23 protein-coding genes are annotated in these 21273 nt (G+C 73.3%); 10 read left to right on the plus strand and 13 right to left on the minus strand.

The genetic code is table 11. The features are described 5' to 3' along the window. The first annotated feature begins 28 nt into the window (after positions 1 to 28). Entirely contained in the window at positions 29 to 1162 is a 1134-nt protein-coding gene (locus ASG32_RS03875) for a citrate synthase (protein WP_082557751.1), read from the plus strand. Positions 1163 to 1219: 57 nt separating this feature from the next. On the opposite strand, the gene ASG32_RS03880 is transcribed toward ASG32_RS03875, so the two are convergent. After that, positions 1220 to 2083 (minus strand): class II aldolase/adducin family protein, encoded by an 864-nt coding sequence (locus ASG32_RS03880; protein ID WP_056522841.1) that lies wholly within the window; start codon positions 2081 to 2083, stop codon positions 1220 to 1222. A gap of 129 nt (positions 2084 to 2212) precedes the next feature. On the opposite strand from ASG32_RS03880, the gene ASG32_RS03885 reads away from it, so the two are divergent. Both ASG32_RS03885 and ASG32_RS03890 read left to right on the plus strand, forming a co-directional pair. Next, complete coding sequence (locus tag ASG32_RS03885) at positions 2213 to 3121, plus strand: LysR substrate-binding domain-containing protein (RefSeq protein ID WP_056522843.1); 909 nt, start codon at positions 2213 to 2215, stop codon at positions 3119 to 3121. Between the two features lie 288 nt (positions 3122 to 3409). Continuing rightward, positions 3410 to 4771: an SAF domain-containing protein gene (locus tag ASG32_RS03890; protein WP_056522845.1), complete on the plus strand. Its 1362-nt coding sequence runs from the start codon at positions 3410 to 3412 to the stop codon at positions 4769 to 4771. Positions 4772 to 4775: 4 nt separating this feature from the next. Here ASG32_RS03890 and ASG32_RS03895 read toward each other — a convergent pair whose 3' ends face one another. After that, complete coding sequence (locus ASG32_RS03895) at positions 4776 to 5690, minus strand: AraC family transcriptional regulator (RefSeq protein ID WP_056522847.1); 915 nt, start codon at positions 5688 to 5690, stop codon at positions 4776 to 4778. 85 nt (positions 5691 to 5775) lie between these two features. Next, a complete protein-coding gene (locus ASG32_RS03900) occupies positions 5776 to 6006 on the minus strand; it encodes a hypothetical protein (protein ID WP_056522849.1) in 231 nt (76 codons plus the stop codon). 553 nt (positions 6007 to 6559) lie between these two features. Here ASG32_RS03900 and ASG32_RS03905 point away from each other — a divergent pair. Next, on the plus strand, positions 6560 to 7876 hold the full coding sequence (locus ASG32_RS03905) for an HlyD family efflux transporter periplasmic adaptor subunit (RefSeq protein ID WP_056522852.1): 1317 nt from the start codon (positions 6560 to 6562) through the stop codon (positions 7874 to 7876). After that, on the plus strand, positions 7873 to 10017 hold the full coding sequence (locus tag ASG32_RS03910) for a peptidase domain-containing ABC transporter (RefSeq protein ID WP_056522854.1): 2145 nt from the start codon (positions 7873 to 7875) through the stop codon (positions 10015 to 10017). Before ASG32_RS03905 ends, ASG32_RS03910 begins: the two co-directional genes overlap by 4 nt. A 19-nt stretch (positions 10018 to 10036) precedes the next feature. Here the strand turns inward: ASG32_RS03910 and ASG32_RS03915 are convergent, their stop codons facing one another. Further along, on the minus strand, positions 10037 to 10996 hold the full coding sequence (locus ASG32_RS03915) for a helix-turn-helix domain-containing protein (RefSeq protein WP_056522856.1): 960 nt from the start codon (positions 10994 to 10996) through the stop codon (positions 10037 to 10039). Between the two features lie 134 nt (positions 10997 to 11130). After that, on the minus strand, positions 11131 to 12429 hold the full coding sequence (locus ASG32_RS03920; RefSeq protein WP_244491792.1) for an MFS transporter: 1299 nt from the start codon (positions 12427 to 12429) through the stop codon (positions 11131 to 11133). A 380-nt stretch (positions 12430 to 12809) separates the two neighbouring features. On the opposite strand from ASG32_RS03920, the gene ASG32_RS03925 reads away from it, so the two are divergent. After that, positions 12810 to 13271 (plus strand): GNAT family N-acetyltransferase, encoded by a 462-nt coding sequence (locus tag ASG32_RS03925; RefSeq protein WP_056522862.1) that lies wholly within the window; start codon positions 12810 to 12812, stop codon positions 13269 to 13271. A 160-nt stretch (positions 13272 to 13431) separates the two neighbouring features. Here ASG32_RS03925 and ASG32_RS03930 read toward each other — a convergent pair whose 3' ends face one another. From ASG32_RS03930 to ASG32_RS03940, 3 genes are all read right to left on the minus strand, one after another. Continuing rightward, entirely contained in the window at positions 13432 to 14271 is an 840-nt protein-coding gene (locus ASG32_RS03930) for an alpha/beta hydrolase (protein ID WP_056522864.1), read from the minus strand. 222 nt (positions 14272 to 14493) lie between these two features. Further along, on the minus strand, positions 14494 to 14727 hold the full coding sequence (locus ASG32_RS03935; protein ID WP_056522866.1) for a hypothetical protein: 234 nt from the start codon (positions 14725 to 14727) through the stop codon (positions 14494 to 14496). A 137-nt stretch (positions 14728 to 14864) separates the two neighbouring features. Further along, complete coding sequence (locus tag ASG32_RS03940) at positions 14865 to 15278, minus strand: MucR family transcriptional regulator (RefSeq protein ID WP_020091004.1); 414 nt, start codon at positions 15276 to 15278, stop codon at positions 14865 to 14867. Positions 15279 to 15664: 386 nt separating this feature from the next. Here ASG32_RS03940 and ASG32_RS03945 point away from each other — a divergent pair, with 386 nt between their 5' ends. The 4 genes from ASG32_RS03945 to ASG32_RS03960 all read left to right on the plus strand — a co-directional run bounded on the left by ASG32_RS03945 (position 15665) and on the right by ASG32_RS03960 (position 17208). After that, positions 15665 to 16015: a hypothetical protein gene (locus ASG32_RS03945; protein ID WP_056522867.1), complete on the plus strand. Its 351-nt coding sequence runs from the start codon at positions 15665 to 15667 to the stop codon at positions 16013 to 16015. Between the two features lie 129 nt (positions 16016 to 16144). After that, on the plus strand, positions 16145 to 16405 hold the full coding sequence (locus ASG32_RS03950) for a hypothetical protein (protein ID WP_056523187.1): 261 nt from the start codon (positions 16145 to 16147) through the stop codon (positions 16403 to 16405). After that, on the plus strand, positions 16405 to 16812 hold the full coding sequence (locus ASG32_RS03955; protein WP_056522871.1) for a hypothetical protein: 408 nt from the start codon (positions 16405 to 16407) through the stop codon (positions 16810 to 16812). The genes ASG32_RS03950 and ASG32_RS03955 overlap by 1 nt, the downstream gene beginning before the upstream one ends. An 84-nt stretch (positions 16813 to 16896) precedes the next feature. Continuing rightward, entirely contained in the window at positions 16897 to 17208 is a 312-nt protein-coding gene (locus ASG32_RS03960; RefSeq protein WP_056522873.1) for a hypothetical protein, read from the plus strand. Between the two features lie 16 nt (positions 17209 to 17224). Here the strand turns inward: ASG32_RS03960 and ASG32_RS03965 are convergent, their stop codons facing one another. The 5 genes from ASG32_RS03965 to ASG32_RS03985 all read right to left on the minus strand — a co-directional run bounded on the left by ASG32_RS03965 (position 17225) and on the right by ASG32_RS03985 (position 21163). Then, positions 17225 to 17689, minus strand: a complete 465-nt coding sequence (locus tag ASG32_RS03965; RefSeq protein WP_020090999.1) for a hypothetical protein — start codon at positions 17687 to 17689, stop codon at positions 17225 to 17227. A gap of 138 nt (positions 17690 to 17827) precedes the next feature. Beyond that, positions 17828 to 18046, minus strand: coding sequence for a hypothetical protein (locus ASG32_RS03970; RefSeq protein ID WP_020090998.1), 219 nt, complete (start codon positions 18044 to 18046; stop codon positions 17828 to 17830). Between the two features lie 257 nt (positions 18047 to 18303). Next, on the minus strand, positions 18304 to 19047 hold the full coding sequence (locus ASG32_RS03975) for an ABC transporter permease (protein WP_199866074.1): 744 nt from the start codon (positions 19045 to 19047) through the stop codon (positions 18304 to 18306). Continuing rightward, positions 19044 to 19976, minus strand: coding sequence for an ABC transporter ATP-binding protein (locus ASG32_RS03980; protein WP_056522875.1), 933 nt, complete (start codon positions 19974 to 19976; stop codon positions 19044 to 19046). The genes ASG32_RS03975 and ASG32_RS03980 overlap by 4 nt, the downstream gene beginning before the upstream one ends. Continuing rightward, positions 19973 to 21163, minus strand: a complete 1191-nt coding sequence (locus ASG32_RS03985; RefSeq protein WP_056522878.1) for an ABC transporter permease — start codon at positions 21161 to 21163, stop codon at positions 19973 to 19975. The genes ASG32_RS03980 and ASG32_RS03985 overlap by 4 nt, the downstream gene beginning before the upstream one ends. Positions 21164 to 21273 lie beyond the last annotated feature (110 nt).

A 21273-nucleotide genomic window follows, 5' to 3' on the forward strand; every position in this document is an offset into this window, starting at 1 on the left:
TCGATCAATCTTGATACATCTGATCAACATGACGGAATGGCTGGACCGCGCCGAAGCCCTCGACGCCCTCGGGATCCGGGCCCAGACGCTCTACGCCTACGTCAGCCGCGGGCTGATCGAGGCGCGGCGGGCGCCGGGCCGGCGCCACAGCCAGTACCGGGCCGCCGACGTCGCGACGCTCGCCGACCGGCGCGGCCGGAGCCGCGCCAGCGCGGCGATCGCCGCGGGAGCCATGGCCTGGGGCGAGCCGTCGGTCGTCACCGCGATCAGCACCGTCCACCGGGGCAGCCTGATCTACCGCGGCCGCGACGCCGTGGCGTTCGCCCGCGACGCGAGCCTGGAGGCGACCGCCGACCTCCTGTGGGACAGCCCGGAGGCGACGCTGTTCGAGGTTCCGGCCGACGCGGCCGCGACGCCGTTCCTGGCGCTGGCCGGGCTTCTGCAGGAGGCCGAAGCCGCGCTGGGCCGCGGGCACCACCGCCTGTGCCGCGACGCGCGCCGCGCCGTCGCGCATCTCGCCGCGTCCTGCGGCATCCCCGAAGGCCGGGCGCCCCTGCATCAGGGGCTCGCGCGGCTCTGGTCCCTCGACGCCGCGACCGCCGACCGGGTCCGCCAGGCGCTGGTGCTGCTGGCCGACCACGAACTGAACGCCTCGACCTTCGCGACCCGCGTCGCCGCCTCCACCGGCGCGCCGATCGCGGCCTGCCTCATGGCCGGGCTCAGTACCCTGTCGGGCCCGCGCCACGGCGGCGCTTCCGCCGCGGTGCTGCGGCTCGTCGACGAGGCTGACGCGACGAACCCCCGGGAGGCAGTGCGCGCCTGCCTGGATCGGAGCGGCGCGCTGCCGGGCTTCGGCCACCCGCTCTACCCGGACGGCGACGTCCGCGCCGCGGCCCTGGGCGCGGTCCTGCCCGCCGACCCCCTGCTGGACGCCGTCCGGGACTGCGCCGCGGAGGCGACGGGGGCGCGGCCGAACATCGACTTCGCGCTGACGGCGCTCGTCCGGACGGCGGGCCTGCCGCGGAGCGCGCCGTTCACGATCTTCCTGCTCGGCCGGAGCCTGGGCTGGGCGGCGCACGCCATGGAGCAGGGCCGCCAGGGGACGCTGATCCGGCCGCGGGCCCGGTACGAGGGGCGGCGCAGCCCGGCGGACCGCCCATAGCGAGAGGGCCGGCCTCGCGGCCGGCCCTCAATCCGTCGCGGCCCCCCGCGCGGGGCCTCAGGCGAACATGTCGGGCTGGGTCTCGGCGATGTGGCTGTAGAGCGTCTGGAAGTGCAGCCAGCCGATGTAGTCGCTGCCGACGTGCTCGCGGCTGTAGCGGGCGGTCTTCTCCGAGAGGAGCTGCGGCTTGATGCCGGAGGCCTCAACCAGGAGCTGCTGCTGGCAGGCCCGCTCCAGGGCGATGAACCAGAAGGCCGCGTCGTCGATGCTGTGCTGCGAGCAGGTCAGCAGGCCGTGGTTCTGGTGCAGCACGCCGCGGTTGCGGCCGATCTGCTGGGCGACCGACAGGCCGCTCTCCTTCTCCACCGCCACGGCGCCCGCCGAGGCGCCGATCACGGCGTGGCTGTTGTAGAAGGCCGCCGCGTCCTGGCTGATCATCTCCAGCGGTCGGCCGGTGGCGCACCACGCGGTGCCGTAGGTGGTGTGCGCGTGGCACATCGCCATGACCTCCGGGTACTCCTCGTGCACGGCGGCGTGGAGGACGAAGCCCGCGCGGTTGATGGCGTGGCGCCCCTCGACCACCCGGCCCTTGTGGTCGGCCAGGATCAGGTTCGACATCCGCACCTGCGAGAAGTGCACGCACATCGGGTTGGTCCAGTACAGCTCCGGACGCTCCGGGTCGCGGATCGTCAGGTGGCCGGCGAAGCCGTAGTCGAAGCCGTGCATCGCGAAGGCGCGGCAGGCGGCCACGAGGTGCTTCTTGCGGTAGTCCCGCTCCTCGGCGTGGTCGGCGAAGTCCGGGATCTCCGGGAAGATCAGGCCGGCCTGCTCGGGCTGGTAGATCGAGGTCCGCTTGCGGCCGGCATCGTCGTTCGGCAGGTCGAGGGCGACGGCCGCCTCGTGGGCGTGATCGTCGAGCATGGCGTCTCCTTTCGTCGGGGTACGGACCGGGCCGCCGATCGCGTCGTGGTCGGCACTATCCTGCCGGATCCGCGCGTTGACAAACGACGATTTTTCACGCTTTCCATGAATTCAATTCATGGATTGCGCATGCGCCGGATCCCGAGCTTCTCCGCCTTGCGGGCCTTCGAGGCGGCCGCGCGCCTCGGCAGCTTCGCCCGCGCCAGCGCGGAGCTGCACCTCACGCCCTCGGCGGTGAGTCACCAGATCCGGGCGCTGGAGCGCTGGTTCGGGCGCGCCCTGTTCCGGAGGGCGAACCGCCAGGCACTCCTCACCGCCGACGGCCAGCGCCTGCTGGCCGGGCTCTCGAGCGCCTTCGACGCTATCGAGGCGGTCTGCGCCGACCTCAGCCCGCCGTCGCCCGCGTCGCTGGCCGTGCACTGCACGCCGAGCTTCGCGGCGAAGTGGCTCGGGCCGCGGCTCCCCGCCTTCGTGGAGGCGCATCCCGGCATCGCCATCCGCCTCTCCACCAGCGCCGACCCGGTGGATCTCGGGCGGCACGAGGAGATCGACATCCTGATTGCCTACGGCCGGCCGCCGCACGGGCCCGGCCTGACCGTCGAATCCCTCGGCCCGGAGGAGATCGCCGCCCTCTGCGCGCCGGAGGTCGCCCGGGCCGCGCAGCCGGACGCGGCCGGATCGATCGGGCCCTTCACCCGGCTCGACTCGTCCTTCAGCCCCGTCCGCTGGCCGGACTGGTTCGCCCATAACGGCCTACCCTTGCCGACCGGGGCAGCCGGAGCGGCTTTCGACCGGGGCTCGCTGGTGATCTCGGCGGCCGTTCAGGGGCTCGGCGTGGCGCTGGAGACCCTGCGGTTCGCCCGGGACGAGCTCGCCGCCGGGCAGCTGGTGCGCCTCGGCGGCGATCGGGTCGCGAGCCTGACCCGCGACCTCCACTTCATCTGCTACCGCGAGCGCGACGGGGCCCTGGAGAAGATCCGGGCCTTCCGGCACTGGCTCCTCGACGTGGAGGCGCGGAGCCGGGCCGAGGCGGCCTGAGGCGGCCTGAGGCGGCCTGAGGCGGCCTGAGGCGGCCTGAGGCGGCCCGAGGCGGCCTGAGGCGGCCCGAGGCGGCCCGAGGCGGCCCGAGGCGGAGAGACCCGATCCCTCACCCCGCCCCGCTCCCGCACGGGAGAAGGGGGCGGCGCGTCGCCCGAACAGACCCCCCGTCTTTTTATTCGGTGGGCCTCAACGGCATCGGGAACCGCGCTAGGTCCCCGTCCAACGACGCGGCGAGCGCGGCGGGGTCCGGTCCCGACCGCGCGCCACCCAGGGAGAGAACGCCCCATGTCCCTTTCCGCCAAGCTGCAGCGGCGCGCCGACGAGGGCCGGCCCGTCCGGGTCGGGCTGATCGGGGCCGGCAAGTTCGGCTCGATGTACCTGTCGCAGGCGCCGCGCACGCCCGGCATCCACCTCGTCGCGGTGGCCGACCTGTCGCCCGACCGGGCGCGCGAATCGCTGCGCCGGGTCGGCTGGGACGATTCCCGGTTCGCCGCGCGGGGGCTGGAGGAGGCCGCGCGCGGCGGCACGACCCTCGTGACCGAGGATGCCGACGCGATGATCGCGAGCCCGTTCGTGGACATCGTCATCGACGCCACCGGCAGCCCGGCCGCCGGCATCCGCCACGCGCTCAAGGCCTTCGCGCACGGCAAGCACATCGTCATGGTCAACGTCGAGGCCGACGTGCTGGCCGGGCCGCTGCTGGCGCGCCGGGCGGCCGAGGCCGGGGTGATCTACTCCATGGCCTCGGGCGACCAGCCGGCGCTCATCGCCGAACTGGTCGACTGGGCCCGCACCATCGGGCTGGAGGTGATCTGCGCCGGCAAGGGCACCAAGTACCTCCCGGCCTACCACGCCTCCACGCCCGACACGGTCTGGGGCCATTACGGCTTCAGCGAGAGCCAAGTCGCGGGCGGCGACTTCAACCCGCAGATGTTCAACTCCTTCCTCGACGGCACCAAGTCGGCGCTGGAGATGGCCGCGGTGGCCAATGCCTGCGGGCTCACCCCGCCGCGCGACGGCCTCGCCTTCCCGCCCTGCGGCGTCGACGACCTGCCGAGCGTCCTGAAGCCCGCGGCGGATGGCGGCCTCCTCACCGAGCGCGGCACCGTCGAGGTGGTCTCGTCGGTGGAGCGGGACGGGCGGCCGGTCTTCCGGGACCTGCGCTGGGGCGTCTACGCGGTGTTCGAGGCGCCGAGCGCCTACGTGCGCGACTGCTTCGCGCAATATGGCCTCAAGACCGATTCGAGCGGCCGGTTCGCCGCGACCTACAAGCCCTATCATCTGATCGGGTTCGAGCTCGGCATCTCGGTCGCCTCCATCGCGGTCCGCGGCGAGGCCACGGGGGCGACGGGCGACTGGCGCGGCGACGTCGCCGCGACGGCCAAGCGCGCGCTGCGGGCCGGGGAGCGGCTCGACGGCGAGGGCGGGTTCACCGTCTACGGCAAGCTGATGCCGGCGGCGGATTCCCTGGCGCAGGACGCCCTGCCGATCGGCCTCGCCCACAACATGGTCCTGAAGAACGACGTGCCCGCGGGCCGGGCCGTGCGCTGGAGCGACGTCGCCTTCGACGCAGATCAGGAGGCGATCCGCGTCCGGCGCGAGATGGAGGACCTGTTCCGCGGGGCGGCGGGGCGGGCTGCCGGGTAGCGCCTCAGGCGCGCCGGCCGGCCGTGCGCCCGGTCGGCGAGCGCCCGACGAGCTTCCGGAACGTGCGGCTCATGGCGCTCGCGCTCGTGAAGCCCGATCGCGCGGCGACCTCCGCCATCGATCCCGCGCCGGAGCGGATCAGGGCCTCGGCCCGGCCGACGCGCTCGCGCATGATGTACTGGTAGGGCGTGACCCCGGTGGTCTGGCGGAAGGCTCGGATGAAGTAGCCCTCGCTGAGCCCCACGATGCCGGCCAGGGCGGAGACGGTGATCTCCCGGTCCAGGTGCTCCCGGATATACGCGCAGGCCCGCCCGGCCTGCGACGCCGAGAGGTCGGGCGCCGCCGACCGGCCCGGAGCGCGCGCGGCGACGACCGAGCGCAGGATCGCCAGGTGGAGGCTCTCGATCAGCAGCGCGTCGGGCGACGGGTCGTCCCGGTGCGCGCAAGCCAGCGCGTCGAGGATGTGCCAGGTGCTGCGGCAGGCGCGGAGATCGCGCCCGTCCGCCGCGAAGGCGATCTTGCCGATCGGCGCCTCGGCCAGCCGCTCGACGGCGGCTGCCGAGAAGGAGAGGACGCGGCCGGCATACGGGCCCGCCCAACGGGTCGTGCCGTTCAGGCCGGGACGCCGGACCAGCAGGCCTTCGCGCTCGGTCAGCCGGGCCGCGATCTCGTAATCGACCGCGTGGTGCGCCCCCGCGGGCTGCGTGCTGGCGGCGACCTCGAGGCCCGTGACCGCGTGCGTGCTCCACCCGCCGGTGGGGAAGCGGAAATCGATGAAGGTGACCTCCGGGAGGCCGCGGTCGCTCGGCGCGTAGCAGGTCAGCTCGGGGCGGCCGGAGAGATGCCCGGCGCTGCCGCTGGTGGCGTAGGCGAACGTCTCGGCCGAACTCTCGCCTGAACTCTCGGCTGTTCTGTCCATGCGGGCCCGTGATTCCGGTGTCGTCGCGGTCACGCCCCGCGACGGAGGAGGGCGGCCCCGCGGCCGCCCTCCCGGTGTCAGACCGTCAGCGCAGGGAGCCGGTCACGCCGCCGACGACACCGCCGATCGCGCCGAGCACGCTGCCCACCAAGCCGCTCACCAGACCGCCGACCTGGCCCACGACCCCCGAGACCGCACCGAGCTCCTGGCTCGCGTCGACCCCGAGGCCGACAGTGAGGCCGACCCCGAGGCCACCGCCGACCTGGTCCAGCTCGGCGGCGCTCAGCTCGCGGACGGTATCGATGCTGTCCTGCATGATCGTTCTCCAGATTGAGATTCAGGTAGAAGGTTATTTGCTTCGATCTATTGCCTGATCGTAGCGTCTAGGCGCCTTGGACGTCGGCACCTGCCTTTAGGATTACAGAGATGTGCTTCGTGTCAATCGGTCATGGCCAGCCAATAATGCTCGCGGACGATCGAGCCCGGCCAATGCGCAAAAACTGACAGGCCTTGTCTTTCCCGGGCCGCGCTCCAGACGCTGTCGGCACCGCGGCCGCCTGCGCTGCGAAGCGGCGCGTCTCAGCGCGTCTCCCGCCGTCGGGTTTTCGCAACGCAGCACGCGATGATGCAAAAACTGACGTCCTGTTGCGCTGCAAAATAAGCTCGACGGCGAACTGGAATAAGCCGTTAAAAAAACAGACGGTTTTCAACGTAAACGCGACGTTCTGACGCGGGCAGGATTATTCAAAATTCGCCGTGTCGACAAGTGTTGACATGAAACTCCCGTGATGCGACCGAGTAAGGTGGCAAATGCGCTGAGCATTGTCTTCGAATACGGCTGTCTCCTTCAGGAAGGTTGCTTTCTCCGGGTGCCAAGTCCGCTCTTTCGACTTGAGGTTATCGAGGCGCGACGCAACGCGTGGCTGGGCGAGGCGCAGATCATCCAGCCTCTGCCGGTCCGCATCGTGGCCGCGGCCTGCGTGATCATGGTGGCGGCGGTCGGCCTGTATGCCTGGCAGGGCACCTACACGCGCCGCATCCACGCCGTCGGCCTGCTCGCGCCCGATATCGGGCTGATCAGCCTCGCCAGCCCGGTGGCGGGGCGCGTCGGATCAACCGGCGTCCGCGAGGGCGACAAGGTCGCGCGCGGGCAGCTCCTGTACACGATCGACCTCGACGCCGTGTCGGCGAGCGGCCCCACGCAGGAGCGCGTGATCGCCGAGCTGGAGCGCCAGCGCCAGAGCGTCGAGCGGCAGCGGACCGCCCGGGCCGATCTGGCCGGCACGGAGCGGCAGGCGCTGCGCGAGCAGATGGCGAATCTGAGCGAGCAGTCGGCCCAGCTCGCCAAGCAGATCGACCTGCAGGACAAGCTGGTTCCGCCGCTCCGGGCGCGGGTCGAGGAACTCGCCGACGCCGTGGCGCGCGGCTACGCCCGCGCCGCCGACTTCCAGAGCCAGAACTACCTCTACATGCAGGCGAGCGCGCAGCTCGCCCAGTTCCAGCAGAGCCGCCTCCAGATCGACGGCAAGCTCGCCGACACGAAGTCCCAGCTCGCCGCCTACGACGACCGGCTGGCCCGCGACCTCGCCGACCTCGACCGGACCGCCGCCCAGCTGGCGCAGCAGAAGGCCGAGAGCGAGGCGCGCCGCGCCATCGAGGTCCGGGCGCCGGAGGCCGGGACCCTGACGTCGATCCGCGCGCAGGTCGGCCAGACCGTGGCGGCCGGGGCGACGCTCCTGACCCTGCTGCCGAGCGCCGGGCGCCTCCAGGCCAACCTGTTCGTCGATTCGTCGGCCATCGGCTTCGCCGAGGCCGGCGCGCCCGTGATGCTGCGCTACGCCGCCTTCCCGTTCCAGCGCTTCGGCCTGCACCGCGGCGTCGTCACCGAGGTCACGCGGGCGCCGCTGGGCAGCGACGACGCGCCCGACTTCGCGCGGCGCGCCGCCGCCCGGGGGGAGGGGACCGACCTCTACCGCATCGTGGTCCGGCCCGATTCCGACACCGTGCTGGCCTACGGCGAGCGGCGCAGCCTCGAGGCGGGCATGCGGGTCGAGGCCGACATCGCCCTGGAGAAGCGGTCGCTCTACCGCTGGCTCCTCGACCCCGTGACGCATGTCCGGGAGAGCCTCGCCCTCGTCACGCGCGGCGGCCTCGACGCCCTGCCGGTCCGGAAGGCCGCGCCGTGACGGCGCCGTCCGTCGCCGCCCGGCTGGATTTCGGGCTCCGCCGCCGGGTACCGGTCGTCCTCCAGGCCGAGGCCGCCGAGTGCGGCATGGCCTGCCTCGCGATGGTCCTGGCCTATCACGGGCGCCAGATCGACCTCGCGACGCTGCGGCGGCGCCATCCCCTGTCCCTCAAGGGCATGACCCTGCGCAACCTGATCGACCTCTGCGGCGCGCAAGGCCTGACCGCCCGCGCCCTGCGGGTCGAGCTGACGGATCTGCCCCGGCTCCGGCTGCCCTGCATCCTGCACTGGGGCCTCAACCACTTCGTGGTGCTGACCCGGGTCGAGCGCGGCGGCCTCGTCATCAACGATCCGGGCCGCGGCCGGCGCCGGGTCAGCCTCGCGGAGGCCTCGCGAGAGTTCACCGGCGTCGCCCTGGAGGCGGTGCCCAACCCGGGCTTCCGGCGCGAGCGGGCCGCCCCGGGCCTGCGGCTGCGCGACCTGTTCCGCAACATGGCCGGCATCCGCGCCGCCCTGGCCCAGGTCCTGGCCCTCTCCCTGGGGATCGAACTCGTCGCCCTCCTGATGCCCATCGCCTCGCAGGTCGTCATCGACGAGGTGATCGTGAACGCCGACCACGATCTGCTCCTCGTGGTGGCGATCGGCCTCGCGCTGCTGCTGCTGCTCCAGCTCGGCCTCAGCATCGCCCGCACCTGGGCGATCATGCTGGCCGGAACCCGGCTGAACTACCAGTGGTCGGCCGGCCTGTTCGACCACCTGTCGCGGCTGCCCCTCGACTACTTCGAGAAGCGCCATGTCGGCGACGTGATCTCGCGGTTCGGCTCCCTCGCCACCATCCAGAAGGGCCTGACGACCGATCTCGTCCAGGCCATGCTCGACGGGCTCATGGCGGTCGGCATGCTGGTGATGCTGACGGTCTACGGCGGCTGGCTGGTCGCCGTGGTCCTGGCCTCGACGGCGCTCAACGCGGTCCTGCGGGTCTTCGCCTACGGCGCGTACCGGGAGGGGACCGAGGAGGCCCTCGTGGCCGAGGCCCGCCAGCAGACGCACTTCATCGAGACGGTCCGCGGCATGGCGAGCGTCAAGCTCCTCGACCTGCGCGAGCGGCGCGGCGGCGCCTGGATGAACCACTTCGTCACGGCCCTGAACGCCCGGCTGCGGCTGCAGCGCCTCGACCTCGTGTTCGGCCGCGCGAACGAGTTCCTGTTCGGCCTCGACCGGCTGATCCTGCTGGTGCTCGGCGCCCGCGCGGTCATCGGCGGGTCCCTGTCGCTCGGCATGCTGGTGGCGTTCCTGGCCTATCGCGACCAGTTCGCCACCCGGATCGGCAGCCTGATCGACGCGTGGTTCAAGCTGCGCATGCTCGACGTGCAGACCGACCGGCTCGCCGACATCGTGCTGTGCGAGCCGGAGGAGCAGGATCTCGCCGCCGGGGCGCAGCCGGGGGCGCCCCCGGTCGTCGCCCTGAAGGCCGGAGCGCTCGCCGGCGCGGGCCTGGCGCTGCGCTACGGGGCCGACCAGCCCTGGATCTTCCGCGGGGTCTCGCTGTCCGTCCGGGCCGGCGCCTGCTTCGCGATCACCGGTCCCTCGGGTTGCGGCAAGACCTCGCTCATGAAGGTGGTGATGGGGCTGACGCCGCCCAGCGAGGGGATCGTCACCGCCGACGGCCAGGACATCCGCACCGCCGCCGGGTCCTACAGGCGCCGGATCGCCGGCGTGATGCAGAGCGACGGCCTGTTCGCCGGCTCGATCGCCGAGAACATCGCGGCCTTCGACGAGCATCCGGACGCGGGCTGGATCGCCGAGTGCGCCGCCCGGGCGGCGATCCTGGACGACATCCGCCGCATGCCCATGGGCTTCGAGAGCCTCGTCGGCGACATGGGCTCGACCCTGTCGGGCGGCCAGAAGCAGCGCATCGTGCTGGCGCGCGCCCTCTACCGGCGGCCCGAGATCCTGTTCCTCGACGAGGCCACGAGCCACCTCGACGAGGCCACCGAGGCGGTGATCGCCCAGGCGCTGCGGGACCTCCGGATGACGCGGGTCGTCGTCGCCCATCGCCCGGCCACGATCGCCCACGCGGACGCGGTGTTCGATTTCCCCGCCCAGGTCCGTGGTCGGGCGGATCTCGCCGCCGCGGGCTGATGCGCCCGACGCGCTTCGCCTAGGGGAGCGCGGGCCGCAGGTCGCCCGGGGCCAGGCCGAAGCGCTTGCGGAAGCCGCGGTTGAAGGTCGGCACGTCGGTGAAGCCGCACGCGTAGGCGATCGAGGCGATCCGCATCTTGTCGTCGCGGCGGGCCTCGAGGCGCCGGCGCGCGAGGTCGAGGCGCGCGTCGCGGATCGCCGCCGCGATGCCGCCGGTCTCGGCGAAGGCGCGGTACAGGCTGGTCCGGGAGAGACCGAGCGCGCGCTGGATGTCCTGCGGGTTCAGGTCGGGGTCGTGCATCCGCCGCGCGATGTGGGCGCGGGCGAGCGAGACGACGGCCGCCTGCGAGACCGCCTCCGGATCGCCGCGCCGGGCCGCGCCGTCGACGAGGTGGCCGAGGAGGTGGAGCACGCCCTCGACGGCCGCCTGCGCCTCGTCGGCGGACATCCAGGCGACCGAGCCGGCCACCCCGCGCATCCGCGCCCGGACCTCCGCCCCGGCCGGGAGCGGGCCGAGGCTGCGGCCCGCGAAGGCGTCGGCGTCGCCGACGAAAGCCTCGAACATCTTGCGCGGGACGGCGAGGCGGATCTCGCCGTAGGCGCTCTGGGTGCCGGCCACGAAGGGCCGGTTCCGCGTCAGGAAGCTGATGTCGCCGGGGGTCAGCTGGGCCCCGCGGCCGTTCTGCTCCTGGTAGCCGACGCCGTCGAGCGCGAGGCCGATCACCACCATCCCGCGGGCGTTCCGGTCGACGTGGCGGGAGCGGAACTCCACCGCGACCGGGCTGCTCACCGTGTGGGTCAGCGACCAGCCGGCCGAGGCCACGCTCAGGCGCTTGGCCGCGAACCGCTCCCGGGGGTGCCGCCGGCCGATGTCGCCGAACCCGGCCAGGGCCGTGCAGCGCCAGAACTCGAAGGCCTGCTTGGGGTCGACGTGGCTGGTCGTCTCGACGAGGCTCGGGACGAGCACCGGGCTAGACACGTGTGACACCCCCGGCGTGCCCGGCGGTTCCGTCCGGCTGCCTGCGCAACTTTATCGTGTGAATCTTGCCGGATTGGCAACCGACGCCATCCGGCGCGGCGCCGCGGGTCGGAGACCCGCGCTTCCGGGTTTCCCTAAGCAAGGGCCTGCCCGGACAGGCCGCGCGGTCCGGCGAGGAGCAGGGCCGCGCTCGCCGCGAGGACGAGCGTGATCACCGCGAACATCGCGTGCGGCCCGTAGGCCGAGAGGATCGGCAGGAGGATGATCGGCGCCAGCGCGGCCGCGACCCGGCCGCCGGCCCAGGCGCAGGTCATGGCCGAGGCCCGCAGCGGCGTCGGGAGCAGCTCCGTCGCGTAGACGGCGAGGATGCTGCCGTAGGTCGCCGCCGCGGTGTTGAAGGCGATGCCGACCAGGACCAGGGTCAGGAACGTGCCGCTCGCAGCGAAGGCCGTGCCGAGGGCCGCCATCGCCGCCGCCAGGGCCGTCAGGACGGCGCGCCGCTCGAGCCGGTCGATCGCCAGCGCGGTCAGCAGGGTACCCAGGGGCGGGCCGAGCATCGACAGCGCGGCGAAGACGAGGGATTGATCGACCTGGAAGCCCTTCTCCACCATCACGACGGCGCTGAGCAACGGGAAGGCGATCGTCGCCAGGGGGGCGAGGGTGTAGAGGCCGACGAACAGGGCCGTCCGGCGCAGCTGGCGCGTCTCGGCGAACAGGCCCCGGAACCCCGCGAGCCCGGTCGCGGGCGGGTCCGGGTCCGGGTCGGCGGGGGCGGCGACCCGGCTCCGGCCGGCCGCGCGCTCGAACCGGCGGCAGGCGGCGTCGGCCTCGGCGGAGCGCCCGACCGAGGCGAGCCACCGCGGCGATTCCGGCAGCCGCGCGAACAGGACGCCGCCGAGCGCCGCCAGGGCGCCCCCGAGGATCAGCGCCCAGCGCCACGGCTCGATCCCGAGCGGCGCGGCCGGGGCCATCATCTGGACGAGGCCGATGGCGGCCAGGCCGCCGAGGAGCCCGAGTCCGGCGCAGACCAGCAGCGTCGCGCCGCGTCGGCGCGCGGGCGTCACCTCGGCGAGGTAGGTGGCGACCAGGGGCGGGAACCCGCCGATCGCGAACCCCGAGACCGTCCGGACGATCGTCAGCGCCGTGAGCCCCTGGCTCGCGGCGGCCGCCAGCGATCCGGCGGCCATCAGCGCGAGGGAGGCCTGGAGCGCGCGCCTGCGGCCGAGGCGATCCCCCAGCATTCCGAAGACGGGCGCACCCACGGCGCCGCCGGCGAACACGGAGGCGAGGAGCAGCGAGAGGCTGCCCCGCGACATGTTGTAGGGCGGCGCGAGGAAGATGGCCGCCAGGGCGTTGCTCAGGGCGACCTCGGCGATGTCGGTGAACAGGCCCAGCGTGCAGACGGCGAGCGCCGCCGCGTGAAGCCGCGTCATCGGAAGGGAATCCAGCCGCCGCGTGACGGCCGCGATCGACCCGGCGACCGATGCGGCGGCATCGGAGGCACTCGCGGTCTGGCTTCCGGCGTCGATCAAGCGTGTGAATCCTCTCCGGCCGGAGCGTGCCCGCAACCGGTGACGCACCGCCACGGCAGCGTGTTCCCCACCGGGGAACGTGACGGCGTTCACAAATGCACCATGCGCGCCATGGTTGCGGGTCGCAGGGAGGTCGGCGGTCCGCGGGTCTTGCGGAGCTGTCGATCCGCCCTCCGCCGGGAGCCTCGGCGCGGGGGCCGCACCGCCGTTCCGCGCCTTGCTGATCGTCGATCGGGAGGACATCCTGCGCGGGGGATGTCGAGGCGGATGGCCGGGGCACGATGTTCGAGATCGCGCGGGACGACCTGTCCGATACGCAGACACGGGCGCTGCTGGCGCTCCATCTTGCCGGCATGCACGCATCCTCGCCGCCGGGCAGCGTGTTCGCTCTCGACCTGTCAGGCCTGCAAGCACCGGACGTGACCGTCTGGACGGCGCGCCGCGGCGGGCGGGTGGCGAGCGTCGGGGCGCTCAGGATGGCGACGGACGGCACCGCGGAGGTGAAGTCCATGCGGACGCATCCGGATTTCCTCCGCCTGGGAGCCGGCGCGGCGATCCTCGACACCATCATCGCGGCCGCCGCCGCCCGCGGCGCGCGATGCCTCAGCCTCGAGACCGGATGCGGACCCGCATTCGCGCCCGCGCTCGAACTCTATCGGCATCGGGGCTTCGTGAACGGCCCCGCGTTCGGGACCTACGTGCCGAGCGAATTCAACCAGTTCCTCCATCTCGCGATCGCCTGACGGGTCGGGTCGGCGTCCTCGTCGCGCCGCCGTTCCCGAAGCGGCCCGCGCCGCGCGTCCGCGATCCGCACGTCCAGGCGCAGAGGCCGACTGGGTTAGGGTCAGCAAGGCTGGCTGTCGGCCCGGTGAGTCGCGCGCGTCAGGGGGCCGCCCAGGACCCTCAAGGCCCGTCCAGGAAGCCGAGGAGCGCCGCGTTGAAGAGCGCCGGATCCTGGAGGAACGCGAAGTGGCTGGCGTTCGGCAGGATCAGCAGCCCAGCCCCGGCAATCGTGGCAGCGAGGTACTCGGTGTGCGCGCGCTTGATACCCTCGTCGTGGTCGCCGTCCGCGATGAGGACCGGCGCGCGGATCCGCTTCAGATCGGCTTCGGTCCAGCGCGGCTGCCCGCCCCACATCCGGCCCACCGCGTCGACGAAGGCGGCGTAGTCCTTCGGGGTCGGCGAGAGGGCCTCGTACTCCTTGCCGGCCCGGTCGATGAAGGCGGCGAAGGTCGGGTTCGTCTCCACACCCTCGATCAGGCCCGACGGGTCGGCGTTGGCGCCGAACGCGAACACCTTGCCGACGCGGTCGGGGTGGAGCATCGCCATGTCGAGACCGAGGATCGCGCCGTCGCTCCACCCGACGATGTCGGCGCGCGGGATCTTCAGCACGTCGAGCAGCCCGACCACGTCGTCGGTCATCAGGTCGTAGCCGAATGGCCGATCGTCCCGGGTGCTGCGGCCGTGCCCGCGGCTGTCCACGAGGATGACCGTGTGGCGGGCGGCGAGCGCCGCGACCTGGTGGCCCCAGTAATCGGAGTTCGACAGGCCGCCGTGCAGCAGGACGACCGGCGGACCGTTGCCGATCGTGGCGTAATACAGCCGAATGCCGTTGACAGCGGCGCGCCCGGAAACCGTGCCGGCGACCGGCGCGGGGGTCGGCGGCAGGTCCTGCCAGCGCGGTCCGGCCCAGGCCGGGACTCCGGCCAGCAGAAGCGTCAAGGCGATCGCAGTCCGAAGCATCGAGCACCTGTCGTCGTTGCCGGGGCCGGGCTGCCGGGGCGATCCGGTCCAGCGCGACCCGCCGCGACCGCGATCTGCGGTCGACCTGCGCGCGGACCGTGACCGGCTCGGATTACAGAACGATTTCAGGCCGTGGCCCGCGGGCGGCGAGCGCCGTCTCCGCCGGCGCCCGGGCGCCGAAGGCCGGCGCGCAGCACGGCGCTCGCGCGAGGAGCGGGGCCTCTAGAAGCGCGGGCTCGTGCGGCGGGGCCGGGGCGCGGGGGCGGCTGGCGCATGCCGATGGCCGACCACGTCGCCGTTGCGGTAGGCCTCCTGGATGTTGCGTCGCGCGGCCCGCCCCGCCGTCCCACCGGGCTGCGTCACGGCCGAGTCTCCGGACGGGGCCAGGACGGTCTGCGCCGAGGCCGGTCCGATGCCGAGGAGAAGGAGGGCGACGCAGCCAGACAGACCCTTCATGGCCAGATCCCTCTCACCCGATCGCGTTGCCAGACGGGCCAACCCGCAGTGCCGGCACGCGCGCGCCGCCCCGCCCAGCGCGTCTACGTCCGTGCGGGCCATCGGTTCACGGGGGCTCGGCGGACGGGCTGCGTCGATCAGGCGGCCTTGCTGCCGAGCCGGATCGCCTTGGCGATCTCTGACCGGCGCTCGGCGTAGCCCGGCGCGGTCATCGGGTAATCGTCCGGCAGCCCGTAGCGCGCGCGGTAGAGTTCCGGCGTCAACCCGTGCGCCGTGAGATGCCGCTTCATGGTCTTGTACGACCGGCCGTCGATGAAGCTGACGATGCCGTCCTGGCGGACCGAGCCGCGGATCTGAGCGGCGTCGGGCTGCTCGGGCGGCGCCTCGACGACCGCGGGCCGGTCGGTGAGCGCGGAGAGCGCGCCGTGCACGGTGAGCAGGAGCGGCGGTATGCTGGTGTGCGGCAGCGCGTTGTTCGACAGATAGGCGGTCACGACGCGCAGGGCCACGTCGCTGATGGTCGGCTCGAGCTGGTCCTGGTTCTTGCGCAAAGCGATCGACCCCTTCTTCGACCCTGCCGACACCTATTATGGACCAGGAATACTCGGACATTATCGTCTGTCAATGCAGAATGACATGCTTGGCAAGTAACGAATTTTGAATGCAGAATTTCGATGCGACGCGCGCCGTCCGGTTGGTCAATGATATGGCCATGGCCCTGTCCGAGATTGGGAGAGCGCCGTCGGATTTTTCGGGTCGCGCCTGCCGGACAATTCGCCGGCGAGGTTCCGACGCTTCCACTTCGCAGATCTTCGTGATCCAATACGCTTCGAGCGCATCGCGAAGTCCCTTCATGGCCGCCACACGCCGCCCGTCCGTTCCGAGGTCGAGGGTCCGGAAGTCCCGCACCGTGCCTGGGACGGGATGGGGACGCGCGATGCTGGCAGCGCTCCTCGGAGGCCTGCTCGCGGCGCCGTTCGCCCACGGACAGGGCGCCGACGATCTGGAGGCCGAGATGCGGGCGCGGGTCGCCGCGGCCTTCCCGGATGCGGGCCTCGTGAGATTCCGCAAGATCCGACCGATCCCCGCCGAGGCGGAGTCCGCCGTGGCGTTCTGCGGCCAGGTCAGCAGCGGCCCCGTCGGGCAGGGGCGGTCGGATTTCCAGGTGTTCCTGTACGACCGCACCGCGTCGGCCGAGACCGTCCGCATCCTCGGATCGGAATCCCTCAACGGCTACCGCGTCGGCCGGAAGCTGATCGGCGCCCTGCGGCGGGTCGGCTGCCTGTGAGGCGTGCGGCCGGGGCGGTCTGTCCCACACGTGACGAAAATGTGGCAGAAGCTTGACTATTGCTCCAGGGTCGGTTTATAGCTTGACCGTGGCGTTGCGGTTACACCCCCGAGTCCCATGGAGGTTCGGATGTGCGCGCGGAAGACCTTCTACATTTTCATCTCGGCCTCGGACGGGGAGCAGTTCTGCGCCGTCCGACAGGACCAGCCCATCCCGTCGCTCATCGACGGTGTCCGATGGATGTATGTCGGCTGCATCGATACGACCCGGGACAGGCCGTACGGATTCGACGTGGACGCGGCGCACGCGGCGATGCGGCACCGCGGCGTCTACTTCTACCGGCGAGAATTGATGTTCCGCCGGGCCAACTTCCTCCTCGAAGCCGCCTGATGGTGGCCGCCCCCGGACCGATCCTGGCCGGCGCCCTCGTGGTCGCCGGTCTCGGGTTCGCGTCCGCCGCCGAGGCGCAGGTGCCGAAGCGGGTCGGCACCTGCGCGGCGACCACCATCGCGCGGATCGGGACCCGGTTCAGCGACACGCTCGTGAAGCCGAAGGGCGACGGGATCGGCGACGGGACGAGCGTCGATCTCAAGAACGGCGTCTACGGCGTCTCCTACGCGTATGTCGAAGCGGTCGCGCGGTCGCGGGTCGGCGACCGGGTCATGACCTGCCTCGTACTCGTGCCGACGGGCTGCCCCAAGGGCGACGATCGCGGCAAGATGTACACGACGACCAACCTGCGCACGCTGGATTCCTGGACTTTGCCCGACTCCCAGCACATGTGCGGCGGGGCCTGATCGGGCGTCCGTGAATCCGCCGCCCGGAAGGGTGTGCTGCCTCAGGGGGCGGGACCCGGGCCTCGGTGGAGAGGAGAGGGATCCGTGTCGCTCAGGAACGCTCTTGCCGCCCTCGCGCTGGCGGTGGCGGGCTCAGCGCCGGTCCCCGCCTGGGCGTGGGGCGTCCCCGGATGCATCAACCTTCCCGAGTACAACCGCGCCCTGGGCGCCCTGCAGGGCATGACGAGCGCCTGCGACATGAGCGTCGAGGAAGCCCGCCGGATCGTCGCCGCCCGTGACGGCGTCGCGCCCGGGCCCCCGGTCGCCGCCGCGGAGCCGCCGGCGCCGCCGCGGGTCGCGCCGCGGCACCGCAGGGCGCGGGCGCACCGGAGCGCGCGGCCGCGGCATCACCGCTGAGCCGGCCGACCGGCGCTCAGGTCCCGTCCTCCGGCGCCCCCGGGGGATCCGCGCGGGTGCGCGCCCAGTCCCGGTCGCGCTCCGCCTGCCGGGCGCGCTGCTCCGCCACGTAGGCCTCCTGGTCGGCGCGCTCCCGCTTCCGGCGGCGGTCGGCGGCGGCCGCGCTGCGCTTGCGCCACGCCTCCGTCTCGGCCTTCTGGCGCAGCAATTCCTCGACCGTGACGGGTGTCACCGGTTCCTTGGGTTGCGCCCAGGGATAGGACCGCCGGGGCGGGGGCGGGCGGGCCGCCCGATCGGCGGAGGCCTGCCCGCTCCGCCGGAGCGCCTCGGCCGCCGCCGCGAGGGTCAGCCCGGCGCCCCGGGCGATGCGCTCGGCGGCCGCCCGGGCGGCCGCGCGCTCGCCCGCCGTGGCCCCCTGATCGGCGAGCGCGAGGCACTTCTCGAACCGGTCCCGGTCGGCGGGCGTCATGGGCGACGTCATGGGCAGCGTCTTATCGCCGGTCGACCCGCCTGTCCCGTCGCACCGGATCCGTCGATCCGGTTTCGCGCCAGCCTCCGTGCCGGTCAGGCCGCCGCGGCCGCGCGTCTCGCCGGCCGTCCGGCGCCGCGACCCGCGCGGCTACGTCTGGGCGCGTCCGTTCCCGCCCGGACCGATCGCCGGCAGTCCGGCCCCGTCCGGCAGGCCGCCGAGCACCACGAGGATCCGTCCCAGGAGCACCCGCGAGTGCCGCGCACCGCTGCCGATGGCCGTGAGGTCCGGCCGGCCCGCGCGGGCCTCGTAGGCCGCGCGCAGCCGGTCGAGCTGCCGCCTGCGCGTCTCGGGATCGCTGGAACCCATGGCCCATCCTCCCGGCGGGCCCTGGCTCGCGGTGCGCCCCCGCGAGCGAGCCTTCGACCATCCCGAGTCGGGGAGTTGGAAAACCGTGTCTGAACGGTCCCTACGACCTTTAGCGCCGGAACGCCTGGACATACGCCGCAGGCTCCCCGACCGTGTGGCCAAGGATACGGGTGCCGTTGTGGTCGGCACCGACCATCAGACAGGGGGTTCCACGCCCCAGGGCCGCGCGTACGGCCCCGCTGGCCTTCTAGTCGCCTCTAGGAAGGAAATCCAGCCCGGCGTGCCGCGCCGCGCTCGAGTCGGCGGAAACCGCCGTCGATCAGGAGCGCCAGCGCGGACACGACGAGGCCGCCCTGCAGGACGTAGGCGGTGTTGCCGGTCAGCAGGCCGGAGATGATCACCTCGCCGAGGGTGCTGGCCGCGACCGTGGAGCCGATGGTCGCCGTCGCCAGCCCGATGATCGCGGCGAGGCGGATTCCCGACAGGATCATCGGCAGCGCCAGGGGCAGCTCGACGCGGACGAGTCGCTGCCGGTCGGTCAGACCCATGCCGCGGGCGGCCTCCATCAGCGCCGGGTCGAGATCCTCGAGCCCGGTGAGCGCGGTCTCGAAGATCGGCAGGAGCCCGTAGAGGACGAGGGCGATCAGGGTCGGGACCGCGCCGAACCCGAGGATCGGCACGGCCAGGGCCAGGACCGCGACGGGCGGGAAGGTCTGCCCGATTCGGGCCACCGACCGGGCGAAGGGCAGCACGTCGCGGCCGGCCGGCCGCGTGGCCGCGACCGCGAGGCCGAGGGCGATCACGGCCGCGGTCACGGTCGCGGTGGCGACGAGCAGGAGGTGGTTGACGGCGAGCGTCAGCAGCGGCGTCTGGGCGTAGATCGGCGGCGTGTCGCCGGGGGCGAAGGGCCGGAACAGGGGCGCGAACCACCCCGGAGCGACCAGGAACGCCCCGAGCAGGGCGAGGAGCCCGGCCCGGGCGATCTGCCGGGCGCGGATCACGGCCGGGCGCCCCGCGCCTCGAGGGCCTCCCGCGTCACCCGGCCCAGGACGACGCCGTCGCGGCTGACCGGCAGCGCCGGGCGCCGGGACCACAGGCTCTCGGCGAGGGCGGCCCGCACCGTGGTTCCGGCCGGGATGGGCGGGCCCGGCGCCGGGCCGGGCTCGACCAGGTCGTCCACGGCGCGCAGGGCCATGAGCTGGAAGGCCCGGTCGCCGCTGCCGAGGAGGGCGCCGACGAAGGCGGTGGCGGGCGCGCCGACGAGGTCCGCCGGGGCGGCCTCCTGCACGAGGCGCCCGCCATCCATCACGGCGACCCGGTCGCCGAGATGCAGGGCCTCGGTCATGTCGTGGGTCACCAGCACGATCGTGGTGCCGTAGCGCGCCTGGATCGCCAGCAGATCCGCCTGCGCCCGCCCGCGGATGATCGGATCGAGGGCGCCGAAGGGCTCGTCCATGAGCAGGATCGGCGGCTCGGCCGCGAGCGCCCGGGCGACGCCGATCCGCTGCTGCTCGCCGCCGGAGAGCGCCGCCGGCAGGCGGTCCCGGTAGATCGCCGGATCGAGGTTGAACAGGCCGAGGAGCTCGTCGACCCGCGCGGCGATCCGCCGGCGGTCCCAGCCGACGAGCTTCGGCACCACCGCGATGTTCTCCGCGACCGTGCGGTGGGGGAACAGCCCGTGGCCCTGGATGGCGTAGCCGATCCCGCGCCGCAGCAGGTGCGGCGGCACCTCCCGGACGTCCCGGCCCGCGATCCGGATCGTCCCGGCGCTCGGCTCGATCAGGCGGTTGATCATCCGCAGCAGGGTGGTCTTGCCCGATCCCGAGGTGCCGACCACCGTCAGGATCGCCCCGGCCTCGACCCGCAGGGTGACGTCCGCCACCACCGTGCGCCCCTCGAAGACGCGGCTCACCCCGGCGAGGTCGATCATGGGATCCGCTCCGCCGCGCGGCCGCGGTTCAGGTCGATGACGGCGTCGAGCAGCACCGCGGCGCCGGTCGCCATGGCGACGGTCGGCAGCGCGCCGAGCAGGACGAGGTCGCCCGCGTTCTGGCTGATGCCCTGGAAGACGAACACGCCGAGGCCGCCGCCGCCCACGAGACCCGCGATCACCGCGAGGCCGATATTCTGGACGAGGACGATCCGGATCCCGGTCAGGATCGCCGGCAGGGCGAGGGGCAGGTCGACCTGGAACAGCTGCTGGCGCGCGGTCATGCCGACGCCCCGGGCGGCGTCGCGCACCGGCCAGGGCACCGCGTCGAGGCCCGCGACGGTCGCGGCGGCCACGGGCAGGAGCGCGTAGGCGAACAGCGCCACGAAGGCCGGCGCGGCGCCGATCCCCGCGATGCCGAGGGCGGCCGCGCCCGGCACCTCACGGCCGATCCAGGCCAGGGGCGCGATCAGCATGCCGAACAGCGCCATGGACGGGACGGTCTGCACGACGTTGAGGCCCGTGAGCAGGCCCGCCCGCAGGGGCGGGACCGGGCGCGCCAGCACGGCCGCCGGGATCCCGACCAGGGCGGCGGCCGCCACCGAGGCGAGGGCGAGGGCGGCGTGGGTCCGCAGCTCCCGGCCGAACGTGTCGGAGCGACTGGCATATTCCCGCAGGACCGAGAGGTTGTCCCAGAAGCCGGTGCGCAGGGCGAGCCCCGTCGCGGCGACCAGCAGGGCGAGTGCGGCGATCCGCAGGACCGGTCCCGGCCGCAGCCGCCCCAGCCCGTCGCCGGCCGCGAGGGCCGCCGTGACGAAGGCGAGCCACCAGCCCGCGTCCGGCGAGACCCGGCCGTACCGGTCGCCCGGCGCGGTCAGGTGCTCGGCCGCCCAGCCGGCCGCGAGGCCGAGCAGCAGCAGGATCGCGGCGGCGGCGGCCAGCCGCAGGATCGGCGCCGACCGCAGGACCAGCGGCGGCAGCGCGAGGGCGACGACGCCCCCGAGGAGGAGCGCCGCGCCGGGGGGGAGCGCCGACCACGCCGTCAGCGCGGTGCCGGCCGCGATCCGGTTCGGCCGGGTCGTCATCAGCGGCAAGGCGAGCAGGCTCAGTGCCAGGACGGCCGCGAAGGCCGCGCCCAGCGGATCGACGCCCGGGCGAAACCGCCCGGTCGCGAGGGATTCCCCCATCCTCACGCTGCGGCGGCGCCCGGGGGCGCGACGATGGACGGAAATGCGGCGGGTCTCATGAGGCGGGTCACCGGCGTCGCGACGCTCTCGGGCGCCCCGCCGCGCATCCT

This window comes from Methylobacterium sp. Leaf361, from assembly GCF_001424445.1.
Lineage (GTDB): Bacteria > Pseudomonadota > Alphaproteobacteria > Rhizobiales > Beijerinckiaceae > Methylobacterium.

Bases quoted from the DNA above. Each gene is read 5' to 3' on its own strand.
- ASG32_RS03920 (WP_244491792.1), bottom strand. From the start codon at position 12,429: ATGACGCGGCTTCACGCGGCGGCGCTCGCCGTCTGCACGCTGGGCCTG.
- ASG32_RS03965 (WP_020090999.1), bottom strand. From the start codon at position 17,689: ATGACGTCGCCCATGACGCCCGCCGACCGGGACCGGTTCGAGAAGTGC.
- ASG32_RS03890 (WP_056522845.1), top strand. From the start codon at position 3,410: ATGTCCCTTTCCGCCAAGCTGCAGCGGCGCGCCGACGAGGGCCGGCCC.
- ASG32_RS03950 (WP_056523187.1), top strand. From the start codon at position 16,145: ATGTGCGCGCGGAAGACCTTCTACATTTTCATCTCGGCCTCGGACGGG.
- ASG32_RS03925 (WP_056522862.1), top strand. From the start codon at position 12,810: ATGTTCGAGATCGCGCGGGACGACCTGTCCGATACGCAGACACGGGCG.
- ASG32_RS03970 (WP_020090998.1), bottom strand. From the start codon at position 18,046: ATGGGTTCCAGCGATCCCGAGACGCGCAGGCGGCAGCTCGACCGGCTG.
- ASG32_RS03955 (WP_056522871.1), top strand. From the start codon at position 16,405: ATGGTGGCCGCCCCCGGACCGATCCTGGCCGGCGCCCTCGTGGTCGCC.
- ASG32_RS03930 (WP_056522864.1), bottom strand. From the start codon at position 14,271: ATGCTTCGGACTGCGATCGCCTTGACGCTTCTGCTGGCCGGAGTCCCG.
- ASG32_RS03885 (WP_056522843.1), top strand. From the start codon at position 2,213: ATGCGCCGGATCCCGAGCTTCTCCGCCTTGCGGGCCTTCGAGGCGGCC.
- ASG32_RS03945 (WP_056522867.1), top strand. From the start codon at position 15,665: ATGCTGGCAGCGCTCCTCGGAGGCCTGCTCGCGGCGCCGTTCGCCCAC.
- ASG32_RS03985 (WP_056522878.1), bottom strand. From the start codon at position 21,163: ATGGGGGAATCCCTCGCGACCGGGCGGTTTCGCCCGGGCGTCGATCCG.
- ASG32_RS03900 (WP_056522849.1), bottom strand. From the start codon at position 6,006: ATGCAGGACAGCATCGATACCGTCCGCGAGCTGAGCGCCGCCGAGCTG.
- ASG32_RS03875 (WP_082557751.1), top strand. From the start codon at position 29: ATGACGGAATGGCTGGACCGCGCCGAAGCCCTCGACGCCCTCGGGATC.
- ASG32_RS03980 (WP_056522875.1), bottom strand. From the start codon at position 19,976: ATGATCGACCTCGCCGGGGTGAGCCGCGTCTTCGAGGGGCGCACGGTG.
- ASG32_RS03895 (WP_056522847.1), bottom strand. From the start codon at position 5,690: ATGGACAGAACAGCCGAGAGTTCAGGCGAGAGTTCGGCCGAGACGTTC.
- ASG32_RS03880 (WP_056522841.1), bottom strand. From the start codon at position 2,083: ATGCTCGACGATCACGCCCACGAGGCGGCCGTCGCCCTCGACCTGCCG.
- ASG32_RS03935 (WP_056522866.1), bottom strand. From the start codon at position 14,727: ATGAAGGGTCTGTCTGGCTGCGTCGCCCTCCTTCTCCTCGGCATCGGA.